The sequence below is a fragment of the Bradyrhizobium sp. Ash2021 genome (assembly GCF_031202265.1).
GTDB lineage: Bacteria > Pseudomonadota > Alphaproteobacteria > Rhizobiales > Xanthobacteraceae > Bradyrhizobium.
On record NZ_CP100604.1, the window covers coordinates 7,567,147 to 7,579,618 of the forward strand.

11 protein-coding genes and 2 pseudogenes are annotated in these 12,472 nt (G+C 59.1%); 5 read left to right on the forward strand and 8 right to left on the reverse strand.

Annotation, left to right across the window (positions count from 1 at the left end; genetic code table 11):
* The first annotated feature begins 40 nt into the window (after positions 1-40).
* The gene (locus tag NL528_RS36405) at positions 41-916 is read left to right on the forward strand and encodes a response regulator transcription factor (RefSeq protein WP_309179200.1); all 876 of its coding nucleotides are present in this window, start codon (positions 41-43) and stop codon (positions 914-916) included.
* On the opposite strand, the gene NL528_RS36410 is transcribed toward NL528_RS36405, so the two are convergent.
* Both NL528_RS36410 and NL528_RS36415 read right to left on the reverse strand, forming a co-directional pair.
* Entirely contained in the window at positions 835-2,193 is a 1,359-nt protein-coding gene (locus NL528_RS36410) for an ATP-binding protein (RefSeq protein WP_309179201.1), read from the reverse strand. The genes NL528_RS36405 and NL528_RS36410 overlap by 82 nt on opposite strands.
* Complete coding sequence (locus NL528_RS36415; RefSeq protein WP_309179202.1) at positions 2,190-3,362, reverse strand: FIST N-terminal domain-containing protein; 1,173 nt, start codon at positions 3,360-3,362, stop codon at positions 2,190-2,192. Before NL528_RS36415 ends, NL528_RS36410 begins: the two co-directional genes overlap by 4 nt.
* 184 nt (positions 3,363-3,546) lie before the next feature.
* On the opposite strand from NL528_RS36415, the gene NL528_RS36420 reads away from it, so the two are divergent.
* Complete coding sequence (locus NL528_RS36420) at positions 3,547-3,852, forward strand: hypothetical protein (protein ID WP_309179203.1); 306 nt, start codon at positions 3,547-3,549, stop codon at positions 3,850-3,852.
* 25 nt (positions 3,853-3,877) lie between these two features.
* Here NL528_RS36420 and NL528_RS36425 read toward each other — a convergent pair whose 3' ends face one another.
* The gene (locus NL528_RS36425) at positions 3,878-5,038 is read right to left on the reverse strand and encodes an IS30 family transposase (RefSeq protein WP_309179204.1); all 1,161 of its coding nucleotides are present in this window, start codon (positions 5,036-5,038) and stop codon (positions 3,878-3,880) included.
* A gap of 172 nt (positions 5,039-5,210) precedes the next feature.
* Between NL528_RS36425 and NL528_RS36430 the strand changes: the two genes are divergently transcribed.
* Positions 5,211-5,594 (forward strand): carboxymuconolactone decarboxylase family protein, encoded by a 384-nt coding sequence (locus NL528_RS36430; protein ID WP_309179205.1) that lies wholly within the window; start codon positions 5,211-5,213, stop codon positions 5,592-5,594.
* Positions 5,595-5,708: 114 nt separating this feature from the next.
* On the opposite strand, the gene NL528_RS36435 is transcribed toward NL528_RS36430, so the two are convergent.
* The 5 genes and pseudogenes from NL528_RS36435 to NL528_RS36455 form a co-directional block, all read right to left on the reverse strand.
* The gene (locus NL528_RS36435; protein ID WP_309179206.1) at positions 5,709-6,323 is read right to left on the reverse strand and encodes an SRPBCC family protein; all 615 of its coding nucleotides are present in this window, start codon (positions 6,321-6,323) and stop codon (positions 5,709-5,711) included.
* 55 nt (positions 6,324-6,378) lie between these two features.
* Positions 6,379-7,473: an Acg family FMN-binding oxidoreductase gene (locus NL528_RS36440; RefSeq protein WP_309179207.1), complete on the reverse strand. Its 1,095-nt coding sequence runs from the start codon at positions 7,471-7,473 to the stop codon at positions 6,379-6,381.
* A gap of 146 nt (positions 7,474-7,619) precedes the next feature.
* Positions 7,620-7,805, reverse strand: a pseudogene (locus NL528_RS36445) (zinc-dependent alcohol dehydrogenase); the annotation flags it as partial.
* Positions 7,806-7,857: 52 nt separating this feature from the next.
* Positions 7,858-9,200: pseudogene (locus NL528_RS36450) on the reverse strand (IS1182 family transposase).
* Positions 9,201-9,224: 24 nt separating this feature from the next.
* The gene (locus NL528_RS36455) at positions 9,225-10,148 is read right to left on the reverse strand and encodes a zinc-dependent alcohol dehydrogenase (RefSeq protein ID WP_309179208.1); all 924 of its coding nucleotides are present in this window, start codon (positions 10,146-10,148) and stop codon (positions 9,225-9,227) included.
* Between the two features lie 218 nt (positions 10,149-10,366).
* Between NL528_RS36455 and NL528_RS36460 the strand changes: the two genes are divergently transcribed.
* Positions 10,367-11,887: an aldehyde dehydrogenase family protein gene (locus NL528_RS36460; protein WP_309179209.1), complete on the forward strand. Its 1,521-nt coding sequence runs from the start codon at positions 10,367-10,369 to the stop codon at positions 11,885-11,887.
* Positions 11,888-11,915: 28 nt separating this feature from the next.
* Entirely contained in the window at positions 11,916-12,305 is a 390-nt protein-coding gene (locus NL528_RS36465; RefSeq protein WP_309179210.1) for a DUF302 domain-containing protein, read from the forward strand.
* The last annotated feature ends 167 nt before the right edge of the window (positions 12,306-12,472 follow it).

Sequence of the window (12,472 nt, forward strand, 5' to 3'; positions counted from 1 at the left end):
AACGTTGCCAGGAATTCATCCTAGGGAGAGATGAACAGCGATGCTGGGACAACGTCTACCGCATTCGGAACCACGGCGGAGGGATGATCGGGGCCCGACCCGTTTTCTGATCGTCGAGGATCATCCGCTATTTCGCGAGGCGCTGGAGGGCGCCGTTTGCCTCGCGAGCGCCGAAGCTGAAATCCTTCAGGCGACATCGGTCGACGGGGCGCTCGACGTACTTTCTTCCGCTGACCAAGTAGATCTCATTCTGCTGGATCTATCGATGCCCGGTACGAGCGGACTTTCGGGGTTGATTCAGATCCGTAACTCCTTCCCCAAAACTCCCATTGTCGTCATTTCGGTCCACGAACATCCGCAGATCGTCAACAGTGTCTTGTCGCTCGGCGTATCCGCCTACATTCCGAAATCAATATCGAAGCGGGAGCTGGCGCACTCCATCAACGAGGTCCTGCGAGGGTCGATTTATCTGCCCAAGTGTATTCAGAAAGCAACCAAAGGCAGACAGACGAAATCGGATATTCGTGAGCTTTTACAACGCATTCGCGACCTCACCCCGCAGCAACTACGTGTTCTGGATATGTTGAGGGGCGGACTGCAGAACAAGCAAATCGCCTACCAGCTGGGAATCTGCGAGACAACCGTAAAGGTGCATGTGTCGGAGGTACTGCGAAAGCTCAAGGTGCCAAGCCGCTCCAAGGCGATCATCGAGGTCTCGAAGATCGACTTCATCAACCTAACCGGCGGGCCTGCGGTCAAGAATCAGGAAAGCGGCCAGATGAATGTGACCGGCACAAGGACAGCCTTGCCTGCAGGCGATCCGCCAATCGGACGTTATTCTGTCGGCAATAAGAACGACAAAAGCGAGCGCAATTCGGCCGGCCGAACCGGCTTCTTTAGAAGCTCGAGACCGTAGATTGCAGCCTCTTTTGCTGCGGCCGCCGAATAGTCCGCAGTCACGATCAAAGCCGGTATTTCGAACTTGATTTGTTGGCGTATCGCCTCGACGGCAGCCAATCCGTTCTCACCATTGTCGAGATGGAGATCGGCAATGATGGCGTCCGGAACGTTCCCCAATGCCCTAATTCGTTCGAGCCCGTCTGCTGCGGATGTTGTCGTTGCTACATCACATCCCCACCTTTCCAGCAGGAGCGCCATCGCCTCGGCGCTGAAGGGGTCATTTTCAACCAGAAGAATCTTTGCTCCTTCGAGCCCGCTGTGATGAACATTCGCATATTGAGTCTCATGTTCAATTTCCGAGAGCTCTGCGGAACCGGCGCGAGGTAGTGCGACGGAAAATATCGAGCCATGTCCCAGTCGCGAGGTGAGCTGGATTTCATGACCGAGTTCCGACGCGAAGCGCCGCACGATCGAGAGGCCAAGCCCGAACCCGGCCTGATCGCCGACCCCCGCCTCTCCACGCTGGAACTCCAGAAAAATGGCATGGCGTTGGGCTTCAGGAATTCCAGGTCCGGTATCATGAACCTGAATGCAGACATTCTCGCCCTGCCGTCTGCACCCCATCAGCACTCCCCCTTTCGGCGTGTACCTTAGTGCGTTCGCCAGAAGATTCTGCAGAATCCGGCGCAACATGAGTGGATCAGACACTACCGCCTCCGATGTCGGCAGTATTCGGAGCAACAAACCTCGCTTTGCCGCAAGGGTGACAAATTCCTGCTTGAGCGGTTCGAATATCGACGAGACCAGAACGGGCCGCACCTCGGGCTTAAGCATGCCGGCGTCCAGCTTCGATATATCAAGCAATGTCCTGAGCAGACCCTCAAGAGTGAGCAGTGACCTGTCGACCTGCTCAATAAGCGCGATCCCCTGCTGCGAACCGCTCATTTCTGCCAAACTCGAAAGCGTCAATCTCGCGGCATTCAACGGCTGCAACAGATCGTGCGTTACGGAAATCAATACGGAGGATTTCAGGGAGCTTGCCGCTTCTGCTTGCTGTTTGGCCCGAAATAACTCCTGATTAGAGCGTTCAATCGAGCGCAGGGCTTCCTGAAGCTGTCGCGTTCGTTCGAGAACTTGCCGGTCGAGCGCAATAGCCGTCTCAAACAGGGAAAATGCGTTGAACTGCTGGTCGACCGACCGCTCGACCCGCGACATCAAAGCAGCATTGATCTTTTTGAGCTTTGTCGTCTCTAGCTGCAGCGCCTCCATCGAGCTGTAAGTCTGTGCATTCATGCTGATTGCGCCCTCTTGCCGATCGCGACGCCGGTCAATGTCTGGTTTACATGCATCGACCGGTATTGCTCACCGTAGCCATGAAATCCGACGACCCGATTCTCGCGATAAAGCTCCGACATGTCACGCGCAAACTGATGCTGTTCGGCATCCAGACGCCGAAGTACGCATTCGAAGCCGAGGTAAAGCGAAACTTCACCAATTTCGTCACGCGTTTCAGCAAATAGATCCAGTGCGGCGCCGATAGGGTTGCGCGGCTTGGCCGCGGTAAGAACCATTCCCTCGTCGATGGCGCAGAAAAAACTAAGTGACCCGTCCGGGTTCATCCGCTGAATCGAACGTGCGTAGTAGGCGCCGCCAACTCGCACGAGGACAGGATGCGAGGCGAACGAAAACGCATCGAGCTTGGTATCAATGAGGCCGACAGCGCGGGAATATTCTTCGGCAGCGGGCTCGGCGTTGATCTCCTTCACGACCCGGCACTCGATATCGGCCTCCGTCACCACCATCTTCATTGAAGTCGGCTCAAAATTGTCGCACTTGAAAAGCCGGAACGGCAATGAGGTCTTAAGCAGGATCAGAACGGCTGCGTCGGTATGCGCCTGGCCGTCGTAAAATACCCAGGTTTTTTCAAATCGAAGTCCATCGCCGGCAGATCCGCCGACCACCGGGATGTCATCGAGCGAGGCATAGATCGAGGACATCACCGCTTCTTCGCGCTGGCATAAGCCATCGATCAGCAACAGACCAAAGGAATTTTGATCCGGGATCTCTGGCGCGCATCGAGCCAGCTCCTGACGCAATTCGGTGCCGAGGCTGCGGCCCTCCTCAACCCGGAAGTTAGCGAGATCGGAAAACGGCCGCGCAACGACGACAAAGTCCCGCGCTTCGAATCCTAGCGCGACGACGCTGTTGTCTCCCCAGCCGTCGGGCGCGAGTTCGCCGGCTGTCGTGCAGCCAAATACGTTGCTGTGTTCGGAAAACCTGGCAAATTCGGCGATAAATTCATGCGGGTCGTACCAGGGCGACACAAAAAGTAGAACCAACGCGAGGCTGTCGGACGGCAATTGCGCGACGATCTCCGCCACGGCAGAGGTCGCCGTGATCGCTTTCGACTGAGCGACAACAACGCTAGACGAATTGCTGAACCGATCATCGGTTCGGCTCACGTGGCTTTCTCCCGCTGTCAAAGGCCTCGGTGTGCGCCAAGGTCGTTTTCTTAAGAATAGGCCGTTCTTTCGGCCGCCGCAACAATGTGTAGCGTCAGCTTGGACACTACCGGCGGAAGCAATTTCCTCGACGGTCTGTCCGATGGAAATCCGCGCCCCACACGGGCCTCGGCTTCCTTCTACCTTGATCGGCCAAATCCAGGCGATGGACACACGTCTCGATGCAATGTCGTCGGCGGTCAAGACGATCCTGCCGGCACTCGAGGCATTCTGTACGTCGCGAAGCGACGACCAAAAAGCGAAGTTCGATTCCGGCGAAGGACGCGGTCGATTCTGGCGGTGGCACGGATGGGATTTTTGCCTCGCCTTATCCGTCGATTGGACACCGGTCATGTCTGGTACTGATGTCTCAATAGACGTCGGCTTGCCCGGCCTGCACTTCCGCTTCAACCGTTTCTTATTGCTCTTCCCGCGACGGGAACCGTCCTAGGACTCGCTCTTCAATGGTTGCCGGCTCAACCGGTCGACGCAACACAGGCGTTAAATCTCTCTGCTGGTGTTTCAAATTGCAAGGTCTCACGTGGTCGTTCGTTTAGCTGACGAGCCACTTTGTTCAGATGGGCTTGCGAATGCACCGACAAGTCGGTGCCCTTTGGAAAGTACTGTCTCAGCAGGCCATTGGTATTCTCGTTCGACCCGCGCTGCCACGGGCTTTGCGGGTCGCAAAAATAGACATCGATGTTGGTCGCCAACGTAAAGCGCCGATGATCCGTCAGTTCCTTGCCCCGGTCCCAGGTCAGGGACTTATACAGCTCTTTTGGTAGCTTCTTCGCCTGCTTGATCAGCGCGGTGACAACCGTCCGGGTGTCCTTGCCTGCCACCTTGGCCAACATCACGTAACGCGTTTGACGCTCGACCAAGGTCGCGATGTAGGTGTTGTTCGGCCCGGACAGCAGATCGCCCTCCCAATGGCCAGGCACCGCCCTATCTTCAACCGCAGCCGGTCGCTGACGGATTGAGACGGCATCCTTCATATGTCCCCGTCTATCGCCATTCGGATCAACCGGTCTGGAGCGACGCATCGAGCGCTTCGATCGAAGATGGCGAAGCAGCTCTTTCTTGAGCACGCCGCGCGCTTGGACAAACAGGCTGCGATAGATGGTCTCGTGTGACACCTGATTATACTCATCTTCAGGATGCGTTCTCTTCAGCCAACCGGCTATCTGCTCGGGTGACCAATCCAATCTGAGTTTCCCTGCCACGGCCTGCCGAAGCCGCGAATTGATCGCCAATTTACAACATTTTGGACGACGTGATCGTGCCCAGGCATTCTCGTCCGCAACTGTCGCCCGGTAGCGATCACAGCCGCCATTGCGGCTCATTTCACGGCTCACCGTCGAGGGCGAGCGGCCAAGCAGTTTGGCGATCGACCGGGCCGATCGACGTGCGGTAACGCCTCTGGAAATCACCTCGCGTTCCGCAAGCGTCAATGCCAACCTGGAGCGACGCCGCTCCGCAGGACGAAACCCTCCATGCGGGGCAACCAGAAAATAGATCGACGATGACTGCTTACCAAAAGCTCGCCCGATCGCCTTCAATGACTCCCCGCGCTTCCAACGGTCCCATAACTCCGTCTTTTCTGCCGCGGTAAAACCTCTATGAAATCTCCGTTCCATCCTACACTCCATCTTTTCCCTCTAAGATAAAGTGTTGCGTCGATCGGTTGAGACCGCCCGTTTAGACCGGACATACATCACAGCCGAAGCGTTGATCCATCGCAATGTCGCCTGCGTGCTTTGCTGTCAAAGTTATTGATAGCGGCGATCCCGCAGACGACAAGGCAGACCGATGAACAATTGGCCGCAATTGACCACAGAATTGAGCGCCCTTCTTCGTAATTTGCGCGGCGGAGCCCCTGATGTCATGAAGGCATTCGCGGGCATTGCTCAAGCGGCGACCGCTTCGAAGGCGCTGGATATGAAGACCAAGGAACTGATTGCGCTCGGCATAGCCGTGGCCGTGCGATGTGACGACTGCATCGCCTTTCACGTCAAAGCCGCGGTGGAACAAGGCGCCACGAGAGATGAGGTTGGTGAGACACTAGGAATGGCGATCTATATGGGCGCCGGCCCGTCGGTCATGTACGCAAGCCACGCGTTGGAGGCATTCACGCAATTCGAGACCAGCCTGGCAAATCGATCCGCGATGAAAGCGCCTGCATTCTCAAAGTGATGATCGTCCTTCAGCGCTAACCTTGTTGGTCGTGGGCAAATAGCACGGTACATGGTGAAGAGGTGCCGGAGCGTGACGCCATCGAGGCCCTTGCACCCGCGCCCCTCCCTGCCCTCATCGTCCAGGCCACCAAAACCTACGGCACGATCCGATGCCTGCTGTCACGCTTTCCGCACGACGCTTGATGCCTCTCAGCATCCGAGCTTGCATGATGTAATGGCCGAAGCCGGCAGCAGCCAGCATAAGTGGCCGCGGGGTGTGCGCCAATATTGCGTAGATCCGCTCGATGAGAATAAGGCGGCCCGGTGGGCGGGAGCGCTCCCGAATCGAACCTGGCCAGCGCCGCGAGATCCGTCCGCGTACGATGAGGCGGGTGCGTTGGTGATCCAGCGGCTCCAGCAGAAACTCCCAGCTCACCTGGTGGCCACCGGTCGCCTTCGGCACCGTCAGGACCAGATCGTGCGGCGGTCGGACCGTGGTCACGCAGAATGCGTCCGTCATGCCCGGGGTTGCCGGCATGACGTCACCTTGCGCGACATGCTGGTACTCCGGCCGGATGAAGTTGGCGCTCGGATGGCCACCGTTGTCGATCCAGTCGTAGCTATACCAGCCGGCGCGGCCGGCGCCCATCTGCGCCAGCCAAGGCCAGACGCGCTCCGGCGGAGCGTTGATCGTTACCGCATGAGTGACAGTCCCCATCGGGGCTGGCACGAGCCAATCGGCCGGCATCGCCCGATGCGTCTCCTCTCGCGACGCCAGACAAGTCGCAATATGCATGATGAGCTCAGGCCTCGAGAATGACCTGCTCGACCGGACGACGGAGCGATTTGGGTAACTCGGGACCATAGCCAAACCTCATCACGAGATCCGGGCGACGTCCGTCGATGCCGAGATATGTGGCGAATTGCCCCCGCACGGCGGCGACCTCGACCGGTTGATTGATGAAGGCATGCCGAAGTCGCAGGGCTGTCGCCTGAAGGGCAAGCCGCTGGCAGCAACGACCGACTTCGACCCAGCCGGCCGGTTCATTCCTGTCCGACACGAACACGGCGACACCGGCCGAACTCCGGAGTTGGCTCTCATACTTGCTGTTCTCCGCGGTCTTCGTGAACACCGCACTGAAAATCAAACGGCCGATCCAGCCCGGCAGGGCAGGACTGCCGGTGGATTTCGAAAACAGGCCGTCTCGCGTCGAGATGGCCTCGCCGTAGCTGAATCGAATCCACGTTCTCAATTCGTGCACGAATGCGACATCATCCATTTGGGCACTATTGCCGGCGACGAGATAGGAAAGGATATCTTCACGTTGCTGTCGCTCCGTGAAAAGCAGCATCCGCACACCCTCGCCATTCCCTGCGGCTTCCAGCAGCCGGAGATGCTCGGGCGGGACCGCCCGCCCGTCATAGACGGCGCGCGTCGATTGACGACGCGGGATAGCGTCGAACAGGTCCGTCCGTTCAGGCGGCGCGGTGTCCAGTTCGACCCGTATCCCGCGCGCAACAGGGTCATAGCTTGGAACAGCGCGAAGCCCAAACGCGCGAGCCGCTTGAATCATATTCTCGACGGCGCAGCCGAGACTGGCGAACAGGTGATGATCGTCGGGGTCGACGGAGGGCAAGCGACGGCTGAGATCTGACAGCACGAGGATGGAGCGATCCGAGAGCCGAAATTGCCAGGGCTGCGTGTTATGGCTGTTTGCGGCCAGGCTTGCGTAACGGACAAGCTCGCGCCGGGCCCACGACAATGGCAGGTCTGTGCGGTCGCTGTGCCGCCAGGTGGAGTTGATGGCATCCTCGTAACCAGAGCGCCGTTGGGCATTCATCACAAGCGCGGTTGCGCCGCCGATCGCGACGGATCCTGCTCCGGCGGTCAGCGCCATCAGGAGGCCGCGACGGTCTTGATGAACGTGAGACATACCGGCTTCATACCACAACGAGGTCTCGCCCAGCTTTGATCTTGAGCCTGCTACGCGAAGAGCGGGCGACACGAGCGACATCCATCTGACGCCGCTCGTGTCGAGGCTGGCTAGGCGGTTTCGAGCGCGGATTTGGAAGGCCGGCTCCCCACGCCCTGTGTGAGATCCAGTACCATTCGTCCCTCAATCTTGCCGGCCTTCAGATTGGCGAAGATCGTGTTGATCTCGTCAAGCGGCGCCTTCCTGACGTCGGCATGCACCTTCCCCGCGGCCGCGAAAGCAATCGCCTCATCTAGGAGTCCGTCCAGATAGGTGCTGCGACGGGCATTTATTGGCATGTTAGCCGGCTCAGGCAGCCTTTGCGAGGGTGAACAGCTTCAGGAGGTTGTGGGCGGTGCAGATCATGGCCCACTCGGCACGCACTTTTTCGACACCCCGCAACAGGAACTGGCGGAAGCCGCGCGCCTGTTTGATCTGTCCGAAGACCGGTTCGACCACTTGCTTTCTCAATCGGTAGGGCGTTTCGAAGCCGCCATCGTCGATCTTCTTTCGCATCCGTTGGGTCAGCGGTCCGCCGATTTTTCCGTTCGCGGCTGTCGGGTGCTTGGCGCGTCCAGGCGCGACATAGCCGTCAACGCGATGTGCTTCGAGCGCTTCGAGATTGGATTCGCTGCAGTAGCCGGAGTCCGCTGAGGCCTGCTCCGGCGTGCGGCCGAGATTGTTCTCGATGGCCTCGATCAGGGCACCAGCTGGCCCTGATCGTTGCCGCACTGCGTCAGTTCGTGCGCGACAATGATCTGGGCGCCTGCGTCGACGGCGGCCTGTGCATTATAGGCCTGAACGAAGCCATCCTTCGACTTCATGATGCGGCTTTCCGGATCGGTGAAGTTGCGTTGCGACTTGGGATCAGGCTGGTCCGATGCCGGCGCCGCCGGTTTGCCCGGCTTCTTGCGGCCTTCGGCTTGGCGCTGCTGTTCCTTTTCGGCCTCGATGCGACGCTCTTCCTCCGCGGCCAGCCTGGCGTCGGCCTCCAGCGCCGCCATCGCCTGCTGGATCTTCGCCAGCCGCTTCTCCTTGTCGCCAGCCCAATCCGGCAGCTCGTCGCCGCGTTTGTCTTTGCCGAAAGTCTCGTCCTCCTGAGCATCCGCCGCCTCAGCGGCCGCCAGCATGCGAGCGACCTCGGCTTTCAATTCCGCCTCGCGTTTCTTCATGCGCTCATAACTCATCGCTTTATGTTTCGACGCGTTCGCTTTGATCTTCGTGCCATCAAGCGCGACATGGCCGAGTTTGACCAGCCCTGCCGTCTCGCACAACTTCAGAACCTGCAGGAACAGTGCGCCGAGCGCCTTCAAATGCCGCTTGCGGAAGTCGCTGATCGTGCGAAAATCCGGCGGATCGAGCGCGACAATCATTACAAAATCATTCCGTTCGCGGCAGGCCTTCGCGATCCGCCGCGATGAATACAGCCCACTCGCATAGCCGTGCAGCACAAGCGCCACCATCATGCGCGGGTCGAACGGCGGCTGCCCGAGCCCGCTCACATAGCTGCCCGTGATCTCCTTGAGATCGAGGCTCTCCCGCACCAGTTCAACGATAAACCGCGAGACATGGCCTTTCGGCACGAAGTCCTGCACATTCGGCGGCAGAAGCAGCGTCTGATCGATATTCCAGGGGCGAAAATACTTGCTCATCGCCCAAGGTTGAATCAGACTCGCTCAGAATTGAACAGCCACTATCGGACAGGCTCCTAGGTCACGGCGAGTGCCGACGATGGAGCCGCGGACGGTGATGCGCTTCAGCACCACATCGAAGATCGGGGTCGGGAAATCGCCCGGCGGCAGACCGACCAGGGCCACAGTGCCCTTGCGGCGGACAAGGTGCAGCGCTTGACTGAAGGCTGGAGGCGAAACTGCCGTCACGAGCACGCCATGGGCACCTCCATTTGTCGCCTTGAGAACATCGGCCACGGCATGCGGTGAGCGTGCGTCGACAGCGAGATCGGCGCCAGACGCTCGTGCCAGGGCCAGCTTTTCGGGAGCAACGTCAAGCGCCGCGACATAGAGACCCATCGCCTTGGCGTATTGAATCGCCACGTGGCCCAAGCCACCGACGCCCGAGATCGCAACCCATTCGCCGGGGCGAGCTTCCGTTTCCTTCAGTCCCTTGTAGGTGGTGACACCAGCGCAAAGGATGGGCGCGATCTGAGCAAGATCCACCCCCGCTGGCAGCCGGGCAACGAATGGCGCTGCGGCGATGACATATTCGGCAAAACCGCCATCGCAGCTGTAGCCGGTGTTGTGCTGGCGCTCGCAGAGCGTCTCCCAGCCGGTCTCGCAATATTCGCAGTGCGTACATGCGTCGTGCAGCCACGCAACACCGACCGGGTCGCCTTCCTTCAAATCGGCCACACCCGGACCGAGGGCGGCGATCACGCCGGCTACCTCATGCCCCGGAATAAAGGGCGGATTCGGCTTCAGCGGCCAATCGCCCTCCGCCGCATGCAGATCGGTGTGGCAGACGCCGCATGCGATCACCTTCACCAGTACTTCACCGGGACCCGGAACCGGGACAGCTACATCCTCGATCACCAGCGGCTTGCCGAATGCGTGCACTACCGCGGCCTTCATCATATTCGCCATCGTCCAATCTCCTGTTTGTCGATGCGGCAAACTAGAGACGTCGACGGCATGTGCATTTGACCGAGATCAACCGAACGCGGTCGGATCTGACTTTGTGGCGTCGGCTTGCGCGAAGATCCTGGCGATTGAGCCAGATCAAGTCTGAGATCGAACCCCGACATAAAGTTGTCATGCCCACCATCAAAGGCGCGCCGCCCGTTCAGCAAAGGACCTAAGCCATGTCTCATCACGCATTTGAACTCGTTCGCTCTAAGGGCAAAGTTCCGGCCCGCTACGGCAACTTCATCGGCGGCAAATGGGCGGCACCCGTCGACGGGCAATATTTCACCGATTACAGCCCGATCAATGGTGAACGTCTGGTCGACGTGGCCAAATCAACAGCGCAAGACGTGGAGTTGGCACTGGATGCCGCACACAGAGCCAAGGATGCGTGGGCGCGTGTCTCGCCGGCCGAGCGGGCAAGGATGCTCAACAAGATCGCCGATCGGATGGAGGAGAACCTCGAACTGCTTGCGCTTGCAGAGACGCTCGACAACGGCAAGCCGATCCGCGAGACGCGCGGCGCCGACGTGCCGCTCGCCATCGATCATTTCCGCTATTTCGCCGGCTGCATCCGCGCCGAGGAAGGCTCCATCTCTACGATCGATGAAGACACCATCGCCTACCATTTCAAGGAACCCTTGGGTGTCGTCGGCCAGATCATCCCGTGGAACTTCCCCCTGCTGATGGCTGCGTGGAAAATTGCCCCTGCGCTTGCCGCCGGAAACTGCACGGTGATCAAGCCCGCCTCGAACACACCGCTGACGCTGCTAATCCTCGCAGGCCTGACGGCTGACATCCTTCCCGCCGGTGTCTTGAACGTCGTCACCGGTCCTGGCGGTTCGGTCGGCAAGGCGATCGCCGTTAGTCCACGCATCTCCAAGGTATCCTTCACCGGCGAGACGACCACCGGCCGGCAGATCATGCAATATGCGGCCGAACACCTGATCCCACAGACCATGGAACTCGGCGGCAAGTCGCCGAACATTTTTCTTGCCGACGTGATGGACGCCGATGACGAGTTCTTCGACAAGGCGTTGGAAGGCTTCACCCTCTTCGCGTTCAACAAGGGCGAGGTCTGCACCTGCCCATCGCGCGCGCTTGTCCAGGAATCGATCTTTGACAAGTTCATGGAACGCGCGGTTGCTCGCGTCGCAAAGATCAAGGTCGGCGATCCGCTGGATCCCACCACACAGATGGGCGCGCAGGCGTCCGAGGAACAGTTGAGCAAGATCCTTGGCTATATCGAGATCGGCAAGCAGGAAGGCGCCAAATGCGTGACCGGCGGCGGACCGGCTTATCCCGGCGGGGATCTGGAGAAGGGCTATTTCCTCAGGCCGACCGTTTTCACCGGGGATAACAAAATGCGGATTTTCCAGGAGGAGATCTTCGGACCGGTGCTGTCGGTCGCGCCGTTCAAGACGGTCGACGACGCCATTCGGATCGGCAACGACACCGTTTATGGCCTAGGCGCCGGCGTTTGGTCGCGCAATGGCAATAACGCCTATCGCATCGGGCGGGCGATCCAGGCCGGCCGGGTCTGGACCAATTGCTACCACGTCTATCCGGCCCATGCTGCCTTCGGCGGCTACAAGGCCTCCGGCTTCGGCCGCGAGACTCACAGGATGATGCTCGACCACTACCAGGAAACCAAGAACCTGCTGGTCAGCTATTCCACCAAGCCGCTCGGGCTGTTTTGAGCTTGGTCGTTGAGAGAAGTATCCTCCGATGACCTATCACTTCTCCAAGACCGTCAATCTTTCATTCGACGCCGCAGTCACGGCAACAACTGACGCACTGAAGCGACATGGCTTCGGTGTCCTCACCCAAATCGACGTCAAAGATACCTTGCACAAGAAGATTGGCGTCGATTTTCGGCCCTATCTCATCCTGGGAGCGTGCAATCCAAAGATGGCGTATGAAGCACTGACGCTGGAGGACACGATCGGGACGATGCTCCCCTGCAACGTTGTCGTGCAGCAACGCGACGGCGACAAGGTGGAGATCTCAGCTGTCGACCCGGTGGCATCGATGAGTGCGGTCGATAACCCCGGCCTCGGAAAGGTTGCCAGCCAAGTAAGGGATCTGCTCAAGCAGGTTATTGCCGATATCGGGTGAAGGCGTGAGGTTAAACAGACGCTTCAGCTAAAATCGGCCAGTCCTTGTACGCGGAATGGATTCCGAGGCGAGATGCCTCGGCAAGAGCGTCGCAAATGCTCCTCAACTTCTCGCTCGGATTGGAAGCCAAGTCGGCCTCTCCGTGCACACATAGTGCACACGTTATG

Excerpts from the sequence above, each read along its gene's own strand:
- NL528_RS36455 (WP_309179208.1), bottom strand. The coding sequence starts at position 10,148 with ATGGCGAATATGATGAAGGCCGCGGTAGTGCACGCATTCGGCAAGCCG.
- NL528_RS36440 (WP_309179207.1), bottom strand. The coding sequence starts at position 7,473 with ATGGCGCTGACCGCCGGAGCAGGATCCGTCGCGATCGGCGGCGCAACC.
- NL528_RS36465 (WP_309179210.1), top strand. The coding sequence starts at position 11,916 with ATGACCTATCACTTCTCCAAGACCGTCAATCTTTCATTCGACGCCGCA.
- NL528_RS36425 (WP_309179204.1), bottom strand. The coding sequence starts at position 5,038 with ATGGAACGGAGATTTCATAGAGGTTTTACCGCGGCAGAAAAGACGGAG.
- NL528_RS36460 (WP_309179209.1), top strand. The coding sequence starts at position 10,367 with ATGTCTCATCACGCATTTGAACTCGTTCGCTCTAAGGGCAAAGTTCCG.
- NL528_RS36405 (WP_309179200.1), top strand. The coding sequence starts at position 41 with ATGCTGGGACAACGTCTACCGCATTCGGAACCACGGCGGAGGGATGAT.
- NL528_RS36430 (WP_309179205.1), top strand. The coding sequence starts at position 5,211 with ATGAACAATTGGCCGCAATTGACCACAGAATTGAGCGCCCTTCTTCGT.
- NL528_RS36410 (WP_309179201.1), bottom strand. The coding sequence starts at position 2,193 with ATGAATGCACAGACTTACAGCTCGATGGAGGCGCTGCAGCTAGAGACG.
- NL528_RS36435 (WP_309179206.1), bottom strand. The coding sequence starts at position 6,323 with ATGCCGGCCGATTGGCTCGTGCCAGCCCCGATGGGGACTGTCACTCAT.